Here is a 24,972-nt window from a genome sequence, read left to right as displayed (position 1 = left end):
TCAGTCTTTATTGAGGCTTTCCGGCGAAAGTGTTTACATCCTCCTTGTTGGGTGCATCAAGCGGTATTTGAATGGCGCAAGTAAAGCCCTGATTGAGAGCGCTTTCGATGGATATCTTGCCCCCCAAGACCTGCGAGACATAATTGTATACCAAGTGCATCCCCAATCCTGATCCACCAACTCCCAAGCGTGTAGTAAAAAACGGCTCAAAGGCTTTGTTTTTTACCTCTTCAGTCATGCCAACTCCATCGTCTTTATAAACCAATGAAACACTGGCTTCATAAGCAGTGACGGTAATGCTGATGTTGCCCTCGGTATCTTCACCAAAACCGTGTAAAACCGAGTTGTTTATCAAGTTGGTAAGGATCTGAAACAAGGCCCCCGGATAGCTGTTCAATTGAATGTCCTCTGGACAATCTATCAAGAGCTTGTGCCCTTTTTTGCTGTACAAAGAATTGAGCGCCCGTTCGATATCCTTTAATAAAGTTTTTAACTCAAATTCTCTGCGCTGCTCACTGGTTTGATCAACAGCCACCTGTTTGAAACTGGCAATAAGGCTACAGGCGCGCTCCAGACTACTCAAAATAATTTTGTTTGAGGAGTGAAGTTTGTTTATGTGCTTATCAAGATCGCTGCGCTTAAGGCGGTTGCTCTGCACTTTTTTATCCAGATTCTGCGCATCATCGTCCAGCGCAGTGGCCGCGGTTAATGCAATTCCCATAGGGGTATTGATTTCATGAGAAACCCCGGCAACCAAACTCCCCAAGGAAGCCATTTTCTCTTGTTCGATAAAGTCTTTCTGGGTCTTTCTCAGCTCTCGGGTGCGCTCCTCAACCAAAGCCTCCAAAGCCTGTGCTCTGGCTTTAATCCATTGTGTTCTGATGCGAAAACCAAGATAGAGCAGTGATACAGCAATGAAAAGGCACAAGCCAATAAACCAAGGTGTTTGCCAATATTGTGCCCGAATATAAACCGGAAACCTCAGCGGCTTATCATTCCATGCCCCAATTCTGTTAGTACCTTGCACCTCAAATGTGTACTCACCAGGCCATAAGTTGCTGTAACTAGCGATACGCCTGGTAGCATCAACCGTTGACCAATTTGACTCATAGCCAATTAGCCGATATCGATATCGATTCTTCTCCGGCGCAGATAGATCCAGTGCAGCAAATTCAATGGTGAAACTGCGTTGTCCGGGAAGTAATGCCAACCCCTCTACCATCAAGCTACCGGCATTAACATGCTGGCCATCGACTCTGACTTCAGACGCCACGATCGGCGGCTCAAAATCCCATATCGAAAAACGTTCGGGCCAAATCTTTAATAGCCCGCGACTGCCGCCGAACAGCATTGTTCCGTCTTCGGTTTGAGTGTAGGAACGAAACCAACTAGTACCAATATCAATGCCATCCGCTCGCTGCAGTGGTAGCATTTTTTGTTCAGCAGGGAAATAAATAAAAGATGGGCTCCATATCCTACCCAACTTATCCTGCAATAGATTGGCTCCCATGGGGCGACCACCGAAGCCTGCTTTTTCACTTACATTTTGTAGGGTAATAAAACCTGAACCATCAAAGTTAGCTAACTGCATCCCTACAGGTGTATCCAACCATAAACGCTGCTCACTGTCCTTTAACATCCCTAAGATGCTAATGGTATTCAGGGATCTACCATATTCATCAATTCCATCGAGGGAGATAAGGTGTTTGGCTCCATAATCTAACAGATATAACCCGGTAGCTCCGGTGGCCACTAGTAAATCGCCGTCGTCATTCTCCATAAGCGCATTAATACCCTCTCGCATTAACTCGCCATCCGGTGTGGTAAAACGTTCGAACTGCTCAGAGTTTGGTTGCCAACGCAATAAACCAGAGTTGCTACCAATCCAAACTCCGCCGCCTTTGGCAGGTTTTAAAACCCTGACATTCACTCTGGGCAACCCCTGTCCCTGGTTATACAGATGGAAATAATCGGTTTTCACATCGTAGCGATAAAGCTGTCCAGGATTTACCCCCACCCAGATATCACCATTACTGACTTCAGTCAGCGCCGTTATCCAGCCAGATTGCAGTTTGCCGGGTTGAGATACATCGGGGATATGCCGTGCCACAACACCCTGGCCATTTTTCACAATGTTGATACCACCGCCTCGTGTGCCCACCCAGATTTCGCCATTAGCACGCGCCATCAAACTGCTGACGTTAGGATCTGTTAACGCATTATTTTTTAATAAGCTAAAACGCAATGTTTTGAGCCAGTCTTTGACGCCCAATACGCGTTGCACTCCTCCTCCATAGCCACCAACCCAAATCATGCCAGACTGATCTTTCAACAGGGTGCGAATATCATTGTTGGCCAGGCTAAAACTATCAGAGGGATCATGAATGCTTCTGGATATCCATGCCCCTCCGATGGCATCAACATGGTCGATACCGCCAAAACGAGCAATCCAGAGATGTCTTTCATCCACCTGAAAGATGTCGTAAACAGTGTTCTTTTGATATTGCTCCGGCTGGTCCAGTAGGGTGCGCTTAAATACTTGCTTTTCAACGTCAAAAACAAACACACCTGAGGCATTACTGCCTATCCAGATACGGCCTTGAGCATCTTCGAACAAACTTCGAATATAAATATTGCTTTTGGAATAGAGGTCGCCCTTCACAGGCTCAAACTGGCGCTTATCTGGACTAAAGCGAGCCAGTCCGGCTCGGGTACCCACCCAAACGTAACCGCTTTGATCTTTCAACAATGCGCGGATTCCATTGTGAGGCAAGCCATTTTTAACCGTGTAATGATGCAAGAGCGCACCATCGATGGTGGTTACATATACCCCGGAATTTGTCGCTAACCACAACTCACCCTTTGCGCCCCTGATCACTTGCGAAACACTGGCTAAACCTGGATTATCTGACAAAAACGATTCGCTAAATAATCGGGTAAACTTTTCCGTTTTTGGATGATAAATAGAAACGCCTCCAGGTTCTGTCGACAGCCATACGGAACCGTCATCAAACACATTGATATTGCGCACAAAATTACCGCCAATAGAATGCTCATCGGTGGCATCGTATTCGAACATCTTAAACCGATAACCATCGTAGCGAACGATACCTGCAGCGGTTGCTATCCAGAGAAACCCCTGCTTATCTTGCGCAATATCAGTAACGACATTATCGGGGATCAATTCAGCATCACCAATACTGGCAAACGAGAGCTGGCCACGAGCTTCTTGGATAAACAGGCAAAAAGAAATAAAAAAACAAGGAGAAACGATACGTCTCAATACAGTGTGAAAAAGCCAACCAATTGTCGCACAATTGTGCATCAAAACATTCCGTAATATTCCGCTCAAATAACAATCATAGATAGCGGATATTGTCTCGTCAAAGCGCCCTTTTAAAAACAAGCATAGTTTGAAGGAAGTTAGCGCAGTCTATATATTCTGGTACTTTTAAAGTGGGTAATTTTTTATCAAAAGAGGGGATGAGGCAAGATTCGATAATCAAACAAGGTTTCCAATGTGACTGCACCGGATTGGTTCGGCGCAATCACAATTATTTTATTGTTTAGTCGATCATAGATACATCTGATTTGTAGGCTTCTTTGCCTAGCGAGAATTGACCTTCGCCTTTCCAGTCGGCATCCAGGCTAAAGCTTGCCGCAAAAGGTACTGAAGAAAAACCAATCGCTGGAGGCGTGAAAGGCACTGCCGCTTCACCCGATACGGCACCGACTTTTACAATAGTGCCAAAACCTGTGCTGTGCATTGAACCCGTTACTTTTGCACTGAAGGTTTGCGGATGTTCAGTCCCCTCCAATACCGTACCCTGTGCCTGGCCGTGTAATTCGCCTGTTGCTGCATTCACTGTGACAGCAAGCGTCATTGAACCTGCACCAACAATACCTTCTTGAGGTTTGAAACCCAGCTTTAATAAGTAAAGACCTGTATCTGACATGATAACTCCTTAATCAATAATTAAATTACATCTCATCGGCATTTGGATATGGTGTTTGCCGAAGCGACAGGTTTAATCTAGTTGAGCCAGTTGAGCTTTGTTATTACAGGGGATTACAGACCTGAATTATGCTTATGTGGTGAATCAATAAAGGTACGGAAGGTGCGCTATTGGCGAATGAATTAGGCCAAAGCGCAGATATTATTATTTTTGCCGGGCTACTTCATAAAGCTCCAGCGGCAAACCATCGGGATCCTGAAAGAAAGTAAAACGCGCGCCTGTGTAAGGGTCTACTCTTACTGATTCAACCTCTATCTCATGATCTTGCAAGTGACGAATACTGTCTTCCAGGTTTTCAGTGCGAAAACACAAATGACGTAAACCGCAGGCTTCGGGTTGACTGGGACGTGATGGCGGTTCCGGGAAGGAAAACAACTCTATTTGAGTGCCATCAGGTAGCAGCAAGTCAAGCTTATAGCTGTCTCGTTCTTGCCGATAGTTTTCAGCAAGAACACGCAATCCAAGCACTTCCGTATAAAAGTATTTAGAGCGACGGTAATCACTGCAGATTATCGCCACATGATGCATACCTGAGAGCACTGTAGTTACTCACGAGGATCCGTTGAAGAAGCCTCAATACGGGATTTGTGCTGACTCAAAAACTCCAATAAAGCCGGATAACTGGCAAGTTCGTGAAGCTGTCTGAAGGCAGTCCAATCCAGTAGGCAAAACAGGCAAATTTCTGGATATTCCCAATGATTGAAAGCACCCTGCTCAACCGCGTTATTCAGGTGGGAGAAGGCGTGGCTGACTCGTTCATCCTGCAACTTAAAATAAAGTTTGTCATCGTCGGATTCGATGTCGGAACGCTGTAATAACAGTAATTGCACCAGCGAATCATTGATGGAATCAATCACAGTAAGCAGGTTCTCTTGCTGCCAGGTTAAGGCAGGTAAACTGTACTTTTCCACCAGATAGCGGAATATCACTCGAGAGTCGTAAATAATGTCCTCTCCATCCTCCAACATCGGTACTTTGAGAGTTGGGTTTTTCGACATCAGATAGTCGCGATCTTTGCCAGCAAAAATCTGCATGTTGACAAAATCATGCTCAACATTGGCCAGCAACATTCGAATGCGGCGAACGTAGGGAGAAGTCGTAGAGCCGTAAAGTTTTAACATTATTATTCCTTTCAAATAACCAATTATTTTGCCACTTGCGGCATCATGTCAGCGTTATTATTGGCGGAATGAGTGTTTTGCTTGCGCAAATCTCTTCTCACTTTTAACGCTAACAGACAAGGTGTCAAAACCAATGTTAATACTGTCGCAAATGCCAGTCCACCTGCAACCGCTGTCGCCAGCTGCGACCACCACTGCGTTGAAGGGCCACCCAACTCAACATTGCGCCCGATAACGTCAATGTTGATTTCCAATACCATAGGTAACAACCCTAAAATAGTGGTGACAGTCGTCATCATCACCGGACGAAGACGCTGCGCGCCGGTACGCAATATGGCTTCCATGGCCGGAATACCTTCACGACGCAAGATATTAAAAGTATCGATAAGCACAATATTGTTGTTTACCACAATACCCGCCAGAGAAATTACCCCGATACCTGACATCACAATACCAAACGGCTTTTGTACTATAGCGAGCCCCAGAAATACTCCCACAGTGGAAAATAATACGGCACTTAAAATTAAAAATGCCTGATAAAAACTGTTGAACTGGGTCACCAGAATAATCGCCATAACAAATAATGCCACCAGAAAGGCATTAACCAGGAAATCCTGCGATTCTTGCTGCTGCTCATTTTGTCCTTTGATGGTGATCTCAACATTGGGGTTAATGTCCAGAGTGGGCAACTGCTCTTTTAGTCTAGGTAATTCCTGATCCAGCAAAATACCCGGCACCATATTGGCCTCAACACGGATAACCCGGCGACTATCAATATGGCGAATAAGATCCGTTTTGGGCTGAGCCTTGCGCTCCACGAAATTAGATATTGGCACCAGACCAGTGGCGGTTTTCACCCGCAATTCGTCCAATTTGCCTATGTATCTGTCTTCCTCGGGAAAGCGCACACGAATATCAATTTCATCATCCACGTCATCGGGGCGATATTCGCCAATCTTCAAACCTGCCGTAACGAACTGCACTGTATTTCCCACTAAGGTGGCATCAGCACCAAAGCGCGCAGCATCACTGCGCTCCACTTTTAACATCCACTCCAGTCCCGGCTTAGTAGCGGTATCACTCACTGCAGTGAAACTTTCATTGGCATCCAGAGCACGACGAATTTTTAAAGCAGCTTCATCTAACAGCTCCGGATAGCGAGACGCCAATTGAATCTGCAAATCTTTACCGCTTTGTGGGCCATTCTGGTCGGGTGTAATCTCCAAATCCAGTCCGGGTAGATCTCGTAATCGCTGCTGTACCTCTGTGAGGATCTCATCGGAATGACGGCGATATTGCCAGTCAACAAGATTGAGTCGCAGGTAGCCCACTTGCTCGCCGCCAGTACGAGCATACAAGGTTTCCACTTCGTCCATATCCAGCAAACGATTTTCCACTTTGCGTACAACCGCATCTTTTTCATAAATAGATAAATCGCCGTGTGAGCGCACATTAATATTGATACCCGGGCTGTCTACATGAGGAAAAAACTCCACCCCCAAACCGGAAACGCCATAAGCAGTGTAAGACATAACCGCGATAACAATCGCCGCCAATAAAACTTTCCATGGATGATAGATTAGCTTGTCCAATACCCGCACGTATTTCCCTGTAAAGCCCGACAGAGTTCGGATATCGCCCTCTTCCGCCTGAATCATTTGCGCTTTAGCTTCAGGAGTCACATAGCGGGGTTTGCCAATTATGGTGCCTAAAGTAGGCACGAAGATCAGTGCCATAAGTAATGATGCTGACAAGGTCGCAATAAGCGTAAAGGGCAAGTACTTCATGAATTCGCCCATCATGCCTGGCCAAAACATTAACGGTGCAAATGCGGCTAATGTTGTTGCTGTTGAAGCGATAATTGGCCACGCCATGCGCTGCGCCGCCCGGGCATAAGCTTGTTTGCGGTCCACACCTTCACTCATCAATCGGTCGGCGTATTCGGTCACCACGATGGCACCGTCCACCAGCATACCTACCGCCATGATCAGGGAGAACAACACCACCATGTTAAGGGTGTAGCCAAACAGTGAAATCAGCAGTATTCCTGTCAGGAACGAGCCCGGAATAGCGATACCCACTAAGGTAGCTGTACGTATCCCCAAAATCGCTACAATGACAATCGCCACTAAAAGCACAGCAGTACTAACGTTGTTTTGCAAATCACTGAGCATCATCAATACATCTTTGGTTTGATCGCCAGTGTAAGCCACCTCTACACTATTGGGCCAAAGTGCGGTTTGCTGGGCCGCGCCGATCATGGTTTTTACTTTTGCTACGGTATCAATAATGTTCTCGCCGGGACGTTTTTTAACTTCCAGGGAAACCGAGGCACTGCCGTTTACCCGCGCAAAACTGTTAGCGTCTTTGTAGGCACGACGAATGGTGGCCACATCCTGGAAGGTGATCACCCTGTCGCCTTCTACTTTAATGGGTTGCTCAAAAATATCTTTCACGGTTTCAAAAACCGACGGCACTTTTACAGCGAAACTTCCTGCGCCAGTATCCAATGTACCCGCAGGTACTAAGCGATTATTGCGAGAAAGCAGATTGAGAATGTCATTCTGATCCAGTCCATAGCTTTCCAGAAGTAGTGGATCGACAATGATTTCCACCTGGTCTTCACGTTGCCCGCCTACCTCAACTTCCAGCACCTCTTTGATACCTTCGAGACGGTTTTTCAGCTCTCTGGCTAAGCTAATCAAAGCCCGCTCGCTGACTTCACCCGATAGCACCACTGTCACCACGGGCTGCTGTCCTGCCATCGTAACTTCGTGAATCGTGGGCTCTTCACTGTCAGAAGGCAGTTTGCCTCGGGCCACAGTCACTTTATCCCGCACATCTGCCAATGCCACTTTGGAATCTGTTCCCGCCAAGAACTCAAGAGTGATACTGGCGTGACCTTCGCCGGCATTGGCGGTCATTTCCTTCACCCCCTCAATGGAACGCAATTCTTTTTCCATAGGTTTAACTAACATGCGCTCAGCATCTTCCGGTGAAATACCGTCATGCACAATAGAAACATAAATAAAAGGAATAGGAATATCGGGGTTGGATTCCTTGGGAATATTGATATAAGTCACCGTCCCTGAAATCAACAGCAACAGGAAGATCATCAGCACCGTTCGGGTGCGCGTTAATAAAGAAGAAATTAAACCTCGCATTAGTTCACCTGTGCGATATCAGAAGCGCGCACGACTTCCACTTTGTCACCATCACGCACAAAGCCTTGCCCTAATGTAATGATGTCAGCTTGAGGTCCTAAGCCACTTAACCAAACGCCTTCGCTATCGCTTTTCACCATATCAATGGGCACGAAGTGCACGGTTTCGTCTTCATCCACGGTTTTCACTCCCAGCTCACCGCGCTCATCCAGTGACATCACGGCAGGAGTAACACGTACTGCCAATGTCTCCTGCAACGGAATAATAAGTTGCGTACTCATACCCGCCAGATATTGCCCCTCGGCATTGGGCACGGCCACTTCTACTTTAAAGGTGTTGGTACCCTCGTTAGAGACTGCAGCAATATAGCGCACTTCACCTGCCACTCTTTGCCCTGAAACCAATCGGGCCATTGCTGCCTGGCCTCTGCGTAAGGCTGCAACATCATTTTCGGTGACATCCGCTCTGATGACTAAAGGATCGAGGTCTACTAAAGTGGCTACCGGATCACCGACTTTGACATAGTCGCCAATTTCCACTTCATGGGTATTTAATACCCCGGCATAGGGGGCTTTTATCTCTGTGTTTTGCAACATGATTTGCAAACTCACCAATTGTGACTTTGCCAATTCTAAATTGGCCATCGCCTGAGCGATATTAACTTCAGACTGCAGACCTTTTTGTTTTAATGATTCTGCGCCCTGTAATTCCAGTTTTCTTTGAGTAACGGTTGCCTCGGCAGAGCGCAATTGCTGTTGCAGATCTCTTTCATCTAATTTGAATAGCAGCGCACCTTTTTCTACTTTACTACCTTCGGGCACCAAAATGTCGATGACTTGTGCAGCAAATTCGGCCTTGAGCACAGCCTCTCGGTCTGGTTCAGTACGGCCATATACCGAAACCTCCTTATTGACCCTGTCTGCCACAAAAGTAGTCACTTCTACCTTTTGCAGCGGTGCCTCATGCTGTTCTTTAACCGGCCCTTCGGTCTGCCCAGAGACCATGCCAGATACAATCCATAGGATAAGAAATAAGGTAATAATTAATGCCAGCCAAACAGGCTGTTGACGAAACCGGGTAATCAAAGCAGACATGAACAATCCTTGCGAACAATAGAAACCATCGCCAGAGAAGGCGATAAAACGAAATACAAGGGATCATTTTAAGGCAATTGACCAGAAAAACTATCAAAAATTGGTCAAAAACCTTACAAAAAGTGTGACAAAACGCAACCGCGTGAATTCAGTTGCGCGTACTAGTGAAAGGTGAGTAGAAAAAGCTTAGATACTAAAGGAGGAGCCGCAGCCACAGGTGGTTTCAGCGTTGGGATTATCTACCAGGAAGCGAGCGCCGTGTAGCCCCTCACTGTAATCTACAGTCCCCCCCATAAGGTATTGCAAACTCATAGGATCCACTACCAGGGAAACGGTTTGCTTTTCGATAACCATATCACCATCATTGACCTTCTCGTCAAAAGTAAAGCCATATTGAAACCCAGAACAACCACCGCCAGTGACATAAACACGCAGTTTCAGTTCCGGATTCTCTTCCTCTTCGATCAGGCTTTTCACTTTTAAAGCGGCTGCATCAGAAAAGTTAATAGGAAATTCTGGCGTGTCGGACATTGATACCTCGGATTAACATCATATAGAGCGCCATCAGATCTCGATGGCGAATTGCGGCAGATTATCTAATACCTGAGTAAATCAGTCAACTATTCGACAGGCTTGATTTTTTGCCTACACTTAACTCGATAAAACAAAAATAGGGCTAACCGCATGAGTAACAAAGACGTGAGTGTATTAAATCTAATTCTGGCCATAATTCTGCCGCCAGTAGGAGCCTTTTTACAAGTTGGCTTAACACTGCACTTTTTCCTGAATATTGTGCTCACACTAATGGGTGGTATTCCCGGTATGATCCACGCCGCTTGGTTAGTGGTATCGAAAAGAACAGCTTAATAACAACAAGGAAATATTATGGGATTATTATCAAGTTTAATGGGCGATGCTTCAGAGGTGGATCTGGAGCAATTAGAAGAAGAACTACAAGCTATCACCGCGGACAATGAAACCATTCAAATGGGCTACAAAGTCTTCAGGGACATGTTCGTCTTTACCAATAAGCGCCTGATTTTAATCGATAAACAAGGCGTAACTGGTAAAAAGGTGGAATACTTATCAATACCTTATAAATCCATAGCCAAATTTGCGGTAGAAACCGCCGGCAGCTTTGATACGGATAGTGAACTGAAAATCTGGATAGGTAGCGATCCTACCCCACTAGTAAAAGAGCTGAAGCGCGGCACTGATGTAGTGGGCATTCAAAAGACCCTTGCCAATAGCATGTTCTGCTAATTAGTACTAATCCTGTGGCGCTTGCCATGAATCCAGTTTGGCTTGCGTATTGCTCGCAAGCTCAGACTGGTTCTGTTGCAGCCACCAGCGCTCCATCAAACGAACATTGCGCTTATTCGCTTTGTAAAACAGATCCACCAGATCCCCCACCACCGGAATAAAACCAAAGCCAAAATCCAGCAGGCTATTGCGCACCATTTTGCGTAGCAAGTGTTTCGGCATACCTAGCTTCTTACCCAGATACACAATGCGTAGCGCTACCAGAGTCATGACAGCGTCACCAAACCCCGGAATTAAACCGATAAGAAAGTCTAAACCGACATTGATATTTAAAATGGGTATACGCACTGCCGTATCAGTAATATTGGCAATCCACTGTGCTTTCAATAACTCATCAGGTGCCTTAATTTCACTCATAATGTATCCGCTACTCCGCTTGAGTTTCAAACAGCTGCCAGTCAAAGCTGCGTTTTAAATAGTCACTGCCCCACTTCTTGTCTTTTAAACGAGACTCCACCACGATGATTTCCGGAGCAAAGGCCTCGGGCAACATAAACTCCCCCTTGAGCACTTCGAAATATCGAAAACTAAAACTGAGCGCATCAGAGTTTTCAATCAGCACCTCGTTAAGTTTTAGCTCTGTAGGCTTGCCATCCTGACTACCAATCAGCGTAATATCCACCTTGCCTTTTACCGTGGTGCGATGCTTGTCTTTTTGCATCAGAATAAGCGCATAGCGAAAAAAGCCTTCGCTGGCACTGGGCTCGAGATTAAAAGAATCAATGATGAAACCGTCTTGCTCCAGTTCCGGGGCCATAACCTTTTGATAAAAGCTTAACTCTCTACGCAGCTCTTTTTCAGCCGTCATTTGTTGCAATATCTGTTTTCGACTCTCTTCTGACGCTAGTCGAGCGACTTCAAGGTCGACTCCCAGAATATTAATATCTCGAGTCAGACGATTGTTCTCCGTCACCAGGTTATTCATAGATTGGTTTAGACGATTAATTTCTTCATTTAACCGTTGCTGCTCAATACCTGCCCATTGATAGCCAAGCCACCCGGATAATATTAGCAAGGCAATCACCACCAGATAATATCGGAATGCACCGAGTCGTTTTTTGAGAAGTTGGCTGGTCACATGTTGGCCCTTGTGGAATTTCCACCATTATAGACAGCAGCGACAACATCTTAAAGTATTGATTAATTGTCTCGGGAGAGCGCAAAACCAGAAATTTTTCATAGACTTGCGTTGTGTTTACTATCGCCAAGTAGCCTATTTTATGATACCAATATAGCTAAACGATCCTATGGACTTTCTCTTGAACCGAGCCGCCCAATGCCGATAAAAGTCTTTATCAGAGCAATGAAGAGGCGCCTTTCTCTCGCTTCACTGCGAGTAGCGCTCTCCCATCCCCGTACGTCAGTACAACTCAGTTTGCTGGGTGTCCTCGCAGGTATTTGTTCCGGTAGCTTAATCATATTATTTCGTCTCAGCTACGAGAGTTTACAATTACTCTGGCTGGACGAGGTGGATAACTTCGCTTCACTAGAGCCGGAAATGCGTTTATTGATCCCCATTTTAGGGGCGTTGGCGATATTCTTATTCGCTATCATCACCCGCTTTAAACACTATCGTACGGGTATTCCGTTTGTAATTTATCGTGTTAAAAATCACAACGGACTCATGCCCTTTAAAAATACCTTAAACCAGTTTTTCGGCGGAATGGCGGCCCTGGCCAGCGGTTTTTCTGTGGGTCGAGAAGGCCCTTCCGTGCACTTGGGGGCAGCCGGTAGTAGCTTCATTGGGAACTGGCTCAAACTACCTTACAACAGCATCCGAATTTTAACCGGCTGTGGCATCGCCGCCGGCATATCAGCCTCATTTAACACCCCTTTTGCAGCGGTTTTGTTCGTAATGGAAGTGGTGCTAAGAGAGTATAAAATCCATATTTTTATCCCCATAATGCTCTCTGCGGCTTGTGGCTCAGTATTGAGTCGCTTGGTGTTTGGCGATGACCATGAACTGGCTTTTCTGACTATTGCTGAATTTGATACCTGGATGTATCTGTATTTCATCTTATTTGGAGCCGTACTGGGCGGTATTTCGACTTTGTTCAATATGCAAATAATGAACATTATTCGTTGGTTCCGTCCCATGAGCATGTTCAGTCGTCTGCTATTGGCCGGGGTAATTACAGGCTTGGTTGGCTGGTTTATTCCCAACGCCATGGGTACCGGTTTTAGTGCCATTCATTGGGTGGTGGCTGCACCACAAGACATCCAACTACTGCTTGCCATACTGTTGGCTAAATTTATTCTAACCATTTTTGCCATTGGATTGGGTATTCCCGGAGGACTGATTGGCCCGGTATTGGGATTGGGTGCACTACTTGGGGCAATTTTAATGTATCCATTGGGCCTGGCCTATGATGATCCCAGCCACTTAACCAGTAGCTTTGCTATTTTGGGCATCGCCGCGTTTCTCACCTCTGTAGTGCATGCCCCTTTGGCGGCATTGTCTGCAGTGATGGAATTATCAAATTCTGTAGATGTTGTGCTACCTGCCATGATGGTAATCGTACCTTCTTATGTAACGGCCAACCAGTTGTTTAAAAACAGCTCCATTTTTATTCGACAACTGGATTATCAAAACCTGCCCTACTCAACTTCCTCCATACGCTCTACCTTGCAGAAAGTCGGCGTGCTGGCACTTATCGACCGTGAATACAAACTGTTTATGGATGCCACAGACAAACATATTCTGGACTTTCTGGATACGGCTCCCACACATCCGGTGGTGCAAAAATCCACCTACGAAATCGATGTGCAATACTTCCTGGTACAATACGATTTCAGTCTGAACAAAGAGGGTTCCCCCTTGCGCTTCTTCCCAATGCAAGGGGTATCCGCACAGGCTACATTGGCGGAAGTCTATGAAATACTGCAAAATCGCAGAGAAGGTGCTGTGTATGTTCAGGGTTCGACACCTCATTCCATTATTGGCGTGATAACTTGGGATGCGGTGCGAAGCTATTTATATCGCAAAGAATATTAAGGAGTCAGATTGTGACCATTTTGTGGCTTAAGGCACTTCACATTTTTTTTATGGTGGCATGGATGGCGGGCATATTTTATCTGCCGAGACTATTTGTTTATCACGCTCAATCTGAATCCCATGAAGTAAAGCAACAATTCAAGATCATGGAACGGCGACTTTGGTGGTTCGTTTTACCCTTCGCCATTTTAACTTTGGTATTTGGTATTGCTTTAATCTATCAATACGGTATGGGTTGGTTAGGTGCTTCCCATTGGTTACACGCCAAGTTGTTATTAGTACTACTGGTTTATGCCTACTATGCTTATCTTTTCATTTTAATGAAGCGCTTTGAACGGGATGAAAACCGCCATGGTCATAAGTTTTATCGCTTATTAAATGAATCACCGGTGTTTATCTTTCTGGCCATCATCGTACTTGCGGTTGTTAAGCCCTTTTAGGGAAAAACATGGAACAATTTTTTAAAGAGCAGTTGAAACTAGCGCTGCTGATGTTGTTTTCAATTGTCGCCTCAGTTACCGAGGCGACACCTCAAAGTATGAAGCCTGAGTTATTGGTGGGCTTAAAACAAATCAATGATGCTCGGCTTTCCCCCGATAACAAACACATCGCCTTTATTCAAAATATTCCTCGTGATAGCCGCAAAGCCTCTCCCGGCCCTGACTGGCAGGAACTATTTCTATTGGATCACAAAGGCCAAATGCGCCACCTCATAAGAGGTATGAATCAGATTCAGCAAATAAAATGGAGTGCCGACGGGCAACAAATCTGGCTGCTGATGCGACGCCAGGCAGAGCCTTATTTTAGCATTTACATGATAAGGACGGATGGTGGGGAAGCCATTAAAGCAGTGGCAAAAAAGCAGCATATTCACGGCTTTGATTTGCACGATGATGGCGGGTCACTCGCTTATTGGTACCCCACTCCACAAGCAGAGCAGAGCAAGACGCCTAAGCTGGATAGCGTATACGAATTTGAAAATGAACCACACAAGAACCACCGCCTGTACCTGTTATCTCTAGCTCAGCTGGACAAGGGTGAGCAGCTAATTGCTATTGATGGCCACGTAATAGAGGCTCAGTTCGCTCCGGAAAGCCAAAAACTACTGATTAAGAAAGCGCCATCCTACAAGCAAGATGATGTCACCATGCGCGCTGAGTATGTATTGAACGATGCCCAAGGCACAACAACGACGCTAGTTTCAGGGTTAGGAAAACTGGGGAAAGCAGTGTTCTCTCCTGATGGCAACAAGCTTGCCTTTGTTGCTGCACAAACCCCAAACTCACCGGATCACGGCAGCCTGTTTTTGATGGATATAAAGCGCCAGAAAAGTCAGCAATTACTCAGTAACTTTGAAGGCATGATAACTAATGTGTTGTGGCCTGAAACCAGAAATCTGGTATTTAGCGCCGATATCGGGGTTCGCTCTATTATTGCCAGCAAGCGCGCTAACAACAATAGCGACAGTTACCGCACCTTGTATGATGGACAACTCATCATCCGCGGCATACACAGCACAGATAGTGATAACAACCTGGCGGTTATCGCCAACAGCCGTTTGCATCCTGACGAATTATTCTGGTTTAAGCGGGGTAAAATGCTGCGCTCCACTAACTCCAATAGCCAGTTAGACGAGTTGAGCTTGGGCCTGCAACAAGTTCACAAATTTATGGCCGAAGACGGCGTTGAACTGGAAGGAATCCTGATATCTCCCCGCGATGCAAATACCTCTTCCAGGTATGACACAGTGATATTTGTCCATGGTGGTCCAGAATCCCATATTAGTGATGGCTGGGTTGCCCGATATAGCCAGCCAGTGCATAGCCTTGCTGCTATGGGCATTCAAAGTTTTTTACCCAATTACAGAGGCTCTTCAGGACGCGGCGATGCCTTTTTAAAACTGGGGCAAGGAGATTATGCAGGAGCCGAATTTAACGATTTGCTGGCGGCACGACAGTACTTACTCGATAAGCAGTTGTCCACTGATTGGCTGGGAATTTCAGGTGCGTCTTATGGCGGTTATGCCGCAGCCTGGGGAGCAACAAAATTTTCACAATACTTTTCGGCAGCAGTGAGTATCGCCGGGATTAGTAATCAGATTTCTAAATTCGGTACCACGGATATTCCCACAGAAATGCTGCAAACCCATGCCTTGAGCACGCCCTGGCAAAGCTGGCATGCATGGTTACAGGCCAGTCCCATTTACTATAGCGAGAAGCACAATACGCCACTTCTCATCATGCATGGCATAAGAGATAACCGGGTGCACTACAGTCAATCGGTGGAGCTGTATCGTCACCTTAAAGTCCGCAACAATGCGCCAGTTTCACTGCTGCTTTACCCTGAGCAAGGGCATCACATCATCGATGCCCACACACAACTAGATATCGCAGAACGCGTTACCAAATGGCTCAATACTTATCGACCAAAGGCTAGCGATGCTGCAGATTGAGCTTTTCCGGCCCTGATTTTTCTCGCTTTACGGCGATTGATCACACTCACCACAACCGGAGTGAAAATCAAAGACAGTATCACTGAAAAGCCTACGCCTCCGGCAAGTACCACAGCAAGCGGTGGCCAGAACGTGCCTTCACTGAACAGCAGTAGTGGAATAAAACCGCCCACTGTGGTGACGGTAGTAGACAGAATATGACGACTACAACTCATGGTAGCTTCAACTATGGCTGCACTGTCCCCCATCACGGCTCGCTCATCAGCATTAATTGCGGCAATCACCACAATGGAGCCATTAATAGCCACACCAATCAAACCCGCACTGCCCAAAATAGGATTGAAACCCACGGGCAAACCAGAAATCCAAAGGCTTAACATGCCTAATCCCACCGATAACATTGCAACCGCCCCTATAACACCCGCCAGTCTGAAGCTATTAAAAGACAGGATCAGGGTTGCCAGCATGAGTACCAGTAAAACCGGGGCATAAGTGGCTAACTGGCCTAACGCTTCTTGCTGTTTATCGGCATCACCTTTCATTTTGATGCTATAACCCTGAGGCAATTGGATACGTCCGTCATTGATCAACTCCAATAACCGATTGGAAACATCAATGGCTGTGGCATTGGGCAACAAGAACGCTTCAATGTGGTTGACTCTGACCCCATCATTTCGGGAAATACCTGACATTGTGGGTTTTAACTCAAATTCCCCCAATGCTGAAAGCGGTACCCATGTTTGCTGTTGCGACAATTGACTGTTTAAGATAGGTAAGCTGGCCAACTCGCTGGTATCCTTGCGCTCTTGATTACTCAGACGCACCCGGACCGGGATTTCTTCCGTGCCTTCCAGAATAGAGCCACCAGTTGCACCATCTAACGCAGATTGCAATTGTGCTGCGATATCGTTATAACTCAATCCGGCTAATAATGACTCGTTGTAGCTGGTACTTAAAATTAATTCTGGCTCTCCGGTTTCAATTGAAGCAATACTTTGAGTAATACCCGGTATCTCTGACATCGCCAGGCGCACTTGCTCACCCAGCTGCTGCAATACTTCCAGGTCGGGGCCAAAAATGTCGACGCCAATCGGGGCCGAAATCGGTGGGCCTTGACCAAAAGGACGCACTACAATTTGAGCTTGCGGAAACTGCTCACTCAATTCAAATTGCAATTCTGAAATCAGTGTCGCGGCACCATCAACACTAACGGCAGACACCACAGCCTGAGCAAAATAGGGTGTGTTATCTCGAGTCATTACCTGGTTGTAATATACCGAAGGTACTGAGCCGCCTACCAACCAGGTCACCTGCTGTACCAAATCATGATCGCGCACTTGCACGTCTATCTCACGAGTTACATCATAAGTACGCTCGATACTGGTGCCTGCAGGCATCCAGATGTACATCTCAAATTGATCTCTGTCAGCGCTGGGGAAAAACACATTGCCCAGTTGCCCCGCCAGCACAAAACCTAAAATGGGTAGCCCGATAGGTAACCATAGTACTTTCAACGGGTTTTCAAGCGCTGATTGCAAACGTGACTTAAACAGCTGTGTTATCAAAGGCATTTGTACCCCAGCCTGGTACCAGGAAGCCTCACTGTCACCGGGTTTGCGCGGTAGAAATCGCGCCGCAAGAGCCGCAATAATGGTCAGTGAAATAAACAGTGAGCCAATTAAGGCCATCACAACGCTGATGGCGATGGGGCTGACAAAATCACCAATGTTACCCGGTAGCAGGAATATCGGCATAAACCCGAGAATAGTGGTTAGGGTTGAGGCTAATAAGGGAACAAACAGATGCCGCAAGCTAGTGACTAGTGCATCCAGACGAGACATGGCTTTGTTTTGCAAATTGGCGCGTATCTCGTCGGTGATCACGATTGCGTTATCAATCAACAAGCCAATGGCCACAATAATACCGAAAATTGACATCTGGTGAATTTGCTGTCCATAAAAGGACAAAGAAAATATCGCAAACGCGGCTGAAAGCGGCAGGGACAATCCCACAATCCAGGCGGCTCTGGCCCCCATGAAAAGCAGCACCACCAACATCACCACAACGCTCCCCAGTAACAAATTTTGAGTCAAATCGGCAAGGCGCTGTTCCGTGTAGATGTTCTGATCAAAAATAACCTCTGTGTGCACCGTACCGGCGAATTCTTCGTCAAATTCAGCGACAACTTCCTTGGCATTGGCCATCCATTTATCGACACGCACAGTGGTTTGCATACGGGCTGCCACAAGGATGACTTGTTCACCATCCAATAAAGAAATATCTTGCTGGGGCTGCTGCCAACTGCGTTCAACCTGAGCGATATCTCCCACTCGCAAATAGCCGTTAATCGCATCGCTGCGCAGCGGAATGTCGCGTACCGACTCCAGGGTATCCAGTTCACTGGCCACCTGAACCCGCAAATTATTGTTTTGGTTTCGCACCACACCTGCCGGAGCTTTGGGATCATTGGCGGCAATCAGTGCAGCAGCTTGTGCTACGGTTAAACCGGCGTTCGCCAGTTGCACAGCATCAATACTCACCAGAATTTCCTCTTCTGGATCGCCATAAATACGTACGATTTCCGTTCCGGGCACGTTGCGTAAACGATCCGACAACTCTTCCGATAAACGCGTCGCGATGCTGAGGTCTTTAAACCCTTGCTCTGTCTGCACATCTGCAACAGGGGATAAGGCTACTTTCAAGGTAAAAGATGTGGCTCCCCGTTGCGTATCTAAATTGGGCTCACCTGCTCCTTGCGGAAATTTTTTGGCAGCTTCTGATAAGCGATCTCGTATCTCTGAGAAAATCTGCTCATTGGTGCTGTTATCGACCCACGCCTGCAACTCAATACTCACCACGGATATACCCGCTCGGGAGGTAGATTTGAGCTCTTTGATTTCATCAAGCTGGCGTAACTCATCTTCTATAACGTCACTCACCAAGGCTTCAACGCGTTCGGCGGAGGCCCCCGGAAAAGGGGTAAGCGCAATGACATTTCTCAAATCAATTCGAGGATCTTCCAGTCGTGGCAAATTCACCAAAGCTGACAGCCCCGCCACCATGACAATCACAATACTCAAAAGCAGCAGATGACCATTGCGGAAAAACAAACTGTACCAAGGCATTTTTCGAACGGAGGAATTATGTGATGACATCATTTACTCCCGGCAACTACAAACCGGCCACAGCCATAGGCTTAGCAGATTCAGGAAAAGGGACTTGTGTAGCGTAAACCATTTGCTCGGGAACAAGACGTTGTCCACCGCGCAAAATGACATAGTCTTGCGCATTTAATGCGCCACTTACATAAGCCTTGCTCTCATCTGAAAATAACACTGTGACGGCGCGCGTTTTTATGGTTTGGGCACCACTAGCATCTGATACCGTAAACAGATTCCACATGCCTCGTATGCCATTGGTAAGGGCGGATTTAGGCACCCAGTATCCTGCCAATTGCGTCTCCGTTGGCAATAACAAGGTTAACAAGTCGCCCGGTAAAATCGCGGCTTTATCATTGCTACCGGCTTCAATTTCAAATATCGCGTCGACTGTACGGGTACTGATGGTTCTGGCATTGGCGATAGACTTCAGCCTGGCATTGAAAGATTCAGGTCCGCTAAATACCTGGTAGGAGCGCCCTTTTACCAGCTGAAACGCTTTATCAGCAGCCATCGCCATGCGCACTTCGGTACCTGAATCTTGTTGTAAGGTAAAGACGGTCATCCCCTGCCCCACAACAGAGCCGGGATCAACCGGACGGGACAAGATGGTGCCGGTAAAAGGCGAAATTATTTTGGACTTGGCAAACTCCACCAACACACTGGCTTTACGCGCTTCCATCTCTCGCACCAGTGCTTGTGCAGCCAGCGTTGCTTCTCGCGTTTCGTCAAGGCGCTGGGAAGACTCAAGTTTTTGCTTTACCAGTGAAGCAATGCGATTTTCAGAAAGCTTGGCTAAGCGCGCATCCGCTGTCGCTCTGGCAATTCCGGCTTCAATTTCTTGTAGCTGGGCATTTAGCCGTTGTGTATCCAATTCAGCAAGCAATTGCCCTTCAGTGACTTTATCACCTTCATCAACCAGCGCAGTCAGCAAAGTACCGCCGCGCTCAAAGCCCAAACTAGCTTGTTTACTGGCCTCCACTCTGCCGACAACCTTGACTGAGCGGCTATAGGCGTTTTGACGTTCCACCTTAATGACATCCACTTTATTAGGGAAAGGTTCAGCGGGTGCTTGCGGCACCTGACCTGCGCCTGCAGCACTCATTAATAAAAATAAAAACAGCGCAGGGACAACAAAAAATAACATCACCACTAAACCGGGACGTTGTGTAACCCATGAACGCAATTGAGAAGATGACATGTGAACTCCAAACCAGTAATTGCCACTAACCGAAAATAATACTAGACTGTATAGTATGATATTTCAAATAAAAATACTAGACTGTTTAGTTTGATAATTAATGCAAAGTGATATAACGCATGACGAATGAGAAAAAATCACAGGCGGGGCGCCCGAAAAGTACAGAAAAACAGCAGCAAATTTTAAAGGCGGCAAGTTGTCTGTTTTTACGCCAGGGGTTCAATGCCACCTCGATGGATAACGTTGCAAAAGAGGCAGGTGTCTCCAAGCAAACCGTGTATTCCCACTTCAAAAACAAAGACGCCCTTTTTACTGCGGTTATTTCATTAAAGTGTCGCCAATATCAGATGGACGAAGAACATATTCTGGAATGCCCGAAAAATCTGAAAGCTGTATTACTTTTAATTGCAGAGCAATTTGTCAGATTACTGCATGACAAAGATGTAGTTGCAATGTACAGAGTAGTCATGGGCGAAGTAAGCACCAACGTACATGTAGCGGAACTATTTTACGAAGCGGGTCCCAAACAGGCCATGTTGATTTTAAAAGACTATCTGTTAAAACAACAGGAAGTCCATATTCCTCAGCAACACTTAAAGCATCTGGTCATGGCGTTTTTCAATATGCTCAAAGGAGAGCACCACATGCTAAGCTTGATGGGTCTTCCCGGTGAATTGGATGAGCAACAACAACGGGACTTTGTTAACCTTGTGGTTGAGGATTATTTACTTATTTTGCAGCGTCACGCGGGCTAACAGGCACGGTTAATAGCCTTTGCGCCACAATAATCTCCCCACCGTAATTTTGTTGGATTTGTTTTAAGGTTTTACTTAGCTCGGGCTCACTACGACGCATCAAATGCGATATCAACAGCTTTCTCGGTTTAGCTTTTTGGGCAATCCGTGCAATTTCTGTTGGTGTTACATGTAAATTTTTCGCTATCTGACCGGCACTGTCCGATATAGCCATGTGGATCACCAGCAAATCTGCCTGCTGTGCAAACTGGGCCAGTTTATCAGTTTTATTGCTCAAATCTCCGCTATATACCACAACACAGCCAACCATCTCGATGCGCCAGGCAAGAGCGGGAATAGGACCGTGATCAACCGCAATGGCGGTTACCCTGCCCCACGGAAATGTTTTTTCATATAACGCTGTGCCTTTTTCCATCGGCACATCCTCACTTAGGAGCTGATAACTCTCCTGCCCTTGCACTAAATAATCAGAAAGATAAGGAAAAGCGCCCTCTTGACCAAATAGACGGGTGACAAATTCGCTGGTTGCAGGCATACGAGAATTTTTATCAGGACCGATAACGAACAAATCCCGATTTCGGTGAGTGAAGAAAGAACCTTTAATGTAGGTGGGTAAATCTGCACTGTGGTCGGTGTGCAAATGAGAAAGTAAAACGGCATCTACATCGGCAAAGTCGGCTTGACTTTGCTCAAAACTAAAGCTGCTGCCACTGCCAGTATCCAGTAACAGTCGGCTGCGTCCATCGAGCCAAAGTTGATAACCCGAAGAAATTCGACTGTCGGTTATTTCCGGCCCCCCTGTTCCCAAAACCTGCAATTGCACTTCAGCCCCACAACTGGAAGCATTGGCCGATTCAGCCAAGACTAATAATACTAGTGCCATCCACAAAATACGCATAAGGAGTAACTGCTCCAGGTTCAAAATTCCATCACTGGTAAGACCTTAGCAGAAAGCAAAGGAGAGATTAAGCAACTATGATTATCATAATACACAATTATCTCCAAAATGCTTTTGCCCCGGGGCGTGATTTTGAAAGGTCTACAAGCTATTTTAAGCAGTTTGATTTGTAGCTTAATACTGATGTCTTTTTCAGTATCCAGCACAGAGCGATTATTGATATATCCACGTCCGGAAGCGGGTGTTGATAAACGCCAGGATTTTGCCATTGATGTTTTACAGGCCATTCTTGCCGAAATCCCCCACAAATATCAGCTTCAAGAATCACTGTATCCCGCCCAGCAGGATAGAGCGCTGTTATTACTGAACGATAAAAAACTGGATATTGTCTGGACTGGTACTTCCGATCATCGAGAACAACATTACCGCGCAGTGCGCATTCCCATTCAAAAAGGATTACTGGGGTGGCGCTTGCTATTGGTGAATGAGGACAAAAAAAACCTATTAAGAGACGTTCATTCCACAGAGCAATTAAAGCTATTTAGTGTCGGGCTGGGCGGCGGATGGCCCGATGTGGCCCTGTTCAGCGACAATGGTTTTGTAGTCCATACGACGACATCTTACGAAGCCTTGTTCAAGATGTTGCAAAAACGCCGTTTTGATTTGTTCCCGCGTTCAGTACTGGAAATCTGGGGCGAACTGGAAAGCTATAAAAACATGGGCATTGCCATTGAGCCCAATGTAGCAGTGCACTACCCCTATGCTAATTTTTATTTTGTACACAGAGATGATGTGCAACTAGCGCAGGATATTGAACAAGGCTTCAATCGACTGATAGAGTCTGGTGAGTACGAACGTATGTTCCAGCAAACTTACCAACACATTTTAGATAAAGCACAATTATCTGAACGAAAAATACTTTCATTAAAAAATGGATTTTTTCACAAACCAGACGATAAAGAAAAAAAATATTATTTTAATCTTTGATTTAGGATGATGATTTTATATTCTTTGTTAACAAAAATAATAAAAACAATATACAAAATCGCCATTGGAAGGCGGTAAGCAAAGATTTGCTGTGCCCGAACATTGTAACTATAGTGTTACAAAAACGTTTCAGTTTCTTTAATGACCCCAATTTATCAGCTTCGATAAAGCCATTTTTGAGACTGATTGATTCAGGAACGTACAAATAAAAGAGGCATAAGACGCCCATGTTTAAATCGATTAGTAACCAACTCGTATTTTGGTTGTTTGTCAGTGGCTTTATTGCAGCGACTTTGTCAGGCTCGGTGGCCTATATGGTCTCATCAGGGCAAGCGGAAAGTGATTTCGAAAAGCAAATGCAAGCACAGCTGGGCTATGCCAGAGTCGCATTAATCGAACCGGTGTTTACTTATGATTATGGCCAGGTGGAGCAAATCGCCAAAGCCATGACCGACATCGACATCGTCTCTGGAGTTACCATCACGGATCACCGTGATAAAGAGTTAGGCAAATCCGGTAAAACCCGCCTTACGGACGATTCAGTGGAAGTGTACGAATCCGGTCTTATCAATCGAGACAACAAAGAGATCGGGAAAATAAGCGTGGTGTTTACCAAAGAGCCCATGCAAAGCAAATTAGCCAGCAACGCATTCTCCGCCATGCTAAACATCTTGATTCTGGTAGTGGTTATGCTCGTTGCTGCGGTTATCACCACCCGAAAACTGGTTCTTTCACAACTGTTAGACGTGACACTGTCTATCAAAGAGATCGCCATGGGTGATGGCGACTTAACGCGGAAACTCAAAGGCGCACGCAGCACCGAGTTTGCCAGCCTCGCCCGCAACTTCCACTTACTATTGGAAAAGCTCACCGAGCTGATTAAAAACGTTTTGCAAACGGGCAATGTGATCGAGAATCGCTCAGAAACCATCAAATCCATGATGGTGGATGCTAACAAATCCACAGACGCACAGTTATCTGATGTGCAGATGATAGCCACAGCATTGCAGGAAATGTCCATTACCGCGTCGAAAGTGGCAGAACACTCACAACACACGGTAGAGCAAACCGATATTGCCAAAGAAAAAGTTGAGCAAGGCCGAAGTCGGGTAGTGAGCAGTGTTGGCATTATTAAGAGTCTGGAAAGTAGTATTTCAGGTACGGCAGACCAGGTTTATCGCCTCAGAGATAACAGTGAAAAAATCGGCTCTGTGGTCACTGTAATTAAATCCATCGCCGAACAGACTAACTTGCTGGCCCTGAACGCAGCCATTGAGGCAGCCCGTGCAGGTGAACAAGGTCGTGGCTTTGCGGTGGTTGCCGATGAAGTTCGAACCCTGGCACAACGCACTCAATCTTCAACTGAAGAAATTGAAAATATCGTTACTGGCCTGCAAAGCTCCGCAGAAGACGCGCATCAGTCCATGTCTTCCAGCACCAATGCTGTTGGGCAAGCGGCAACAGAGGCCGATAGCATTAGTGAGATCCTGGATGGCATTCAGGAAACCGTCGTCAATGTGAGTGATATGAATCACCAAATCGCAGTGGCATCTGAGGAGCAATCCGCAGTGAGCAACGACTTGAGCAAACGCATAGAGTCCATCAGCCACTCAGCAGATGCACTTGCCACAACGATGAGTGAAGTAGATGAAATATCTGGAGAGCTGGAAGACAAGTGTCACGATATGCAAGGCGTATTAGGTCGCTTTAAACTGGATTAACGTATAACGTTCCTGCAGATAACAACAAAAGGGAGGCTAACGCTTCCCTTTTTTTTATAACCAAAGGACAATAGAGCAATTTTATCT

General features: G+C 46.2%; 20 protein-coding genes. 8 read left to right on the top strand and 12 right to left on the bottom strand.

What is annotated here, in order from left to right; all coding sequences use genetic code 11:
• Nucleotides 1-7: 7 nt before the first annotated feature.
• The 7 genes from ACXAGP_RS14575 to erpA form a co-directional block, all read right to left on the bottom strand.
• Nucleotides 8-3,325 (bottom strand): ligand-binding sensor domain-containing protein, encoded by a 3,318-nt coding sequence (locus tag ACXAGP_RS14575; protein WP_475262294.1) that lies wholly within the window; start codon nucleotides 3,323-3,325, stop codon nucleotides 8-10.
• A 241-nt stretch (nucleotides 3,326-3,566) separates the two neighbouring features.
• Nucleotides 3,567-3,956: a DUF1842 domain-containing protein gene (locus ACXAGP_RS14570; RefSeq protein WP_475262293.1), complete on the bottom strand. Its 390-nt coding sequence runs from the start codon at nucleotides 3,954-3,956 to the stop codon at nucleotides 3,567-3,569.
• Between the two features lie 204 nt (nucleotides 3,957-4,160).
• On the bottom strand, nucleotides 4,161-4,556 hold the full coding sequence (gene gloA2 / locus ACXAGP_RS14565) for an SMU1112c/YaeR family gloxylase I-like metalloprotein (RefSeq protein WP_475262292.1): 396 nt from the start codon (nucleotides 4,554-4,556) through the stop codon (nucleotides 4,161-4,163).
• 5 nt (nucleotides 4,557-4,561) lie between these two features.
• Nucleotides 4,562-5,137 carry a glutathione S-transferase family protein gene (locus ACXAGP_RS14560; protein ID WP_338291310.1) on the bottom strand — a complete coding sequence of 192 codons (576 nt, stop codon included), beginning with the start codon at nucleotides 5,135-5,137 and terminating at the stop codon, nucleotides 4,562-4,564.
• Between the two features lie 23 nt (nucleotides 5,138-5,160).
• Nucleotides 5,161-8,301 carry an efflux RND transporter permease subunit gene (locus ACXAGP_RS14555; RefSeq protein ID WP_475262291.1) on the bottom strand — a complete coding sequence of 1,047 codons (3,141 nt, stop codon included), beginning with the start codon at nucleotides 8,299-8,301 and terminating at the stop codon, nucleotides 5,161-5,163.
• Nucleotides 8,301-9,395, bottom strand: a complete 1,095-nt coding sequence (locus ACXAGP_RS14550) for an efflux RND transporter periplasmic adaptor subunit (protein ID WP_475262290.1) — start codon at nucleotides 9,393-9,395, stop codon at nucleotides 8,301-8,303. Before ACXAGP_RS14550 ends, ACXAGP_RS14555 begins: the two co-directional genes overlap by 1 nt.
• A 186-nt stretch (nucleotides 9,396-9,581) precedes the next feature.
• Nucleotides 9,582-9,926: an iron-sulfur cluster insertion protein ErpA gene (erpA, locus tag ACXAGP_RS14545; protein ID WP_338291307.1), complete on the bottom strand. Its 345-nt coding sequence runs from the start codon at nucleotides 9,924-9,926 to the stop codon at nucleotides 9,582-9,584.
• Between the two features lie 153 nt (nucleotides 9,927-10,079).
• On the opposite strand from erpA, the gene ACXAGP_RS14540 reads away from it, so the two are divergent.
• Together ACXAGP_RS14540 and ACXAGP_RS14535 are read left to right on the top strand one after the other, a co-directional pair.
• A complete protein-coding gene (locus ACXAGP_RS14540) occupies nucleotides 10,080-10,262 on the top strand; it encodes a YqaE/Pmp3 family membrane protein (protein ID WP_475262289.1) in 183 nt (60 codons plus the stop codon).
• An 18-nt stretch (nucleotides 10,263-10,280) separates the two neighbouring features.
• Nucleotides 10,281-10,658 (top strand): PH domain-containing protein, encoded by a 378-nt coding sequence (locus ACXAGP_RS14535; protein ID WP_475262288.1) that lies wholly within the window; start codon nucleotides 10,281-10,283, stop codon nucleotides 10,656-10,658.
• 6 nt (nucleotides 10,659-10,664) lie between these two features.
• On the opposite strand, the gene ACXAGP_RS14530 is transcribed toward ACXAGP_RS14535, so the two are convergent.
• Together ACXAGP_RS14530 and ACXAGP_RS14525 are read right to left on the bottom strand one after the other, a co-directional pair.
• Complete coding sequence (locus ACXAGP_RS14530) at nucleotides 10,665-11,075, bottom strand: DUF4112 domain-containing protein (RefSeq protein WP_475262287.1); 411 nt, start codon at nucleotides 11,073-11,075, stop codon at nucleotides 10,665-10,667.
• Nucleotides 11,076-11,085: 10 nt separating this feature from the next.
• Nucleotides 11,086-11,796, bottom strand: coding sequence for a DUF6776 family protein (locus ACXAGP_RS14525; RefSeq protein WP_475262286.1), 711 nt, complete (start codon nucleotides 11,794-11,796; stop codon nucleotides 11,086-11,088).
• A gap of 198 nt (nucleotides 11,797-11,994) precedes the next feature.
• Between ACXAGP_RS14525 and ACXAGP_RS14520 the strand changes: the two genes are divergently transcribed.
• The 3 genes from ACXAGP_RS14520 to ACXAGP_RS14510 are packed head-to-tail and all read left to right on the top strand — an operon-like array spanning nucleotide 11,995 to nucleotide 16,165.
• A complete protein-coding gene (locus ACXAGP_RS14520) occupies nucleotides 11,995-13,713 on the top strand; it encodes a chloride channel protein (protein ID WP_475262285.1) in 1,719 nt (572 codons plus the stop codon).
• An 11-nt stretch (nucleotides 13,714-13,724) separates the two neighbouring features.
• Complete coding sequence (locus ACXAGP_RS14515; protein WP_475262284.1) at nucleotides 13,725-14,153, top strand: CopD family protein; 429 nt, start codon at nucleotides 13,725-13,727, stop codon at nucleotides 14,151-14,153.
• An 8-nt stretch (nucleotides 14,154-14,161) separates the two neighbouring features.
• Nucleotides 14,162-16,165, top strand: a complete 2,004-nt coding sequence (locus ACXAGP_RS14510; RefSeq protein ID WP_475262283.1) for a S9 family peptidase — start codon at nucleotides 14,162-14,164, stop codon at nucleotides 16,163-16,165.
• Here ACXAGP_RS14510 and ACXAGP_RS14505 read toward each other — a convergent pair.
• Both ACXAGP_RS14505 and ACXAGP_RS14500 read right to left on the bottom strand, forming a co-directional pair.
• Nucleotides 16,132-19,323 carry an efflux RND transporter permease subunit gene (locus ACXAGP_RS14505; protein WP_475262282.1) on the bottom strand — a complete coding sequence of 1,064 codons (3,192 nt, stop codon included), beginning with the start codon at nucleotides 19,321-19,323 and terminating at the stop codon, nucleotides 16,132-16,134. The two genes, ACXAGP_RS14510 and ACXAGP_RS14505, sit on opposite strands and share 34 nt — an antisense overlap.
• Nucleotides 19,324-19,336: 13 nt before the next feature.
• Nucleotides 19,337-20,524 carry an efflux RND transporter periplasmic adaptor subunit gene (locus tag ACXAGP_RS14500; protein ID WP_475262281.1) on the bottom strand — a complete coding sequence of 396 codons (1,188 nt, stop codon included), beginning with the start codon at nucleotides 20,522-20,524 and terminating at the stop codon, nucleotides 19,337-19,339.
• 119 nt (nucleotides 20,525-20,643) lie between these two features.
• On the opposite strand from ACXAGP_RS14500, the gene ACXAGP_RS14495 reads away from it, so the two are divergent.
• Nucleotides 20,644-21,279, top strand: coding sequence for a TetR/AcrR family transcriptional regulator (locus ACXAGP_RS14495; protein WP_475262280.1), 636 nt, complete (start codon nucleotides 20,644-20,646; stop codon nucleotides 21,277-21,279).
• Here the strand turns inward: ACXAGP_RS14495 and ACXAGP_RS14490 are convergent.
• Nucleotides 21,254-22,177 (bottom strand): MBL fold metallo-hydrolase, encoded by a 924-nt coding sequence (locus tag ACXAGP_RS14490; protein WP_475262279.1) that lies wholly within the window; start codon nucleotides 22,175-22,177, stop codon nucleotides 21,254-21,256. The two genes, ACXAGP_RS14495 and ACXAGP_RS14490, sit on opposite strands and share 26 nt — an antisense overlap.
• 132 nt (nucleotides 22,178-22,309) lie before the next feature.
• Here ACXAGP_RS14490 and ACXAGP_RS14485 point away from each other — a divergent pair, with 132 nt between their 5' ends.
• Nucleotides 22,310-23,164: a hypothetical protein gene (locus ACXAGP_RS14485; RefSeq protein ID WP_475262278.1), complete on the top strand. Its 855-nt coding sequence runs from the start codon at nucleotides 22,310-22,312 to the stop codon at nucleotides 23,162-23,164.
• Nucleotides 23,165-23,391: 227 nt separating this feature from the next.
• Entirely contained in the window at nucleotides 23,392-24,885 is a 1,494-nt protein-coding gene (locus ACXAGP_RS14480; protein ID WP_475262277.1) for a methyl-accepting chemotaxis protein, read from the top strand.
• Nucleotides 24,886-24,972: the final 87 nt, after the last annotated feature.

This window comes from Planctobacterium sp. AWM4_229 (assembly GCF_056160305.1).
Note: the sequence above shows the minus strand (reverse complement) of the source record. Positions and strands in the feature narration are given on the sequence as shown.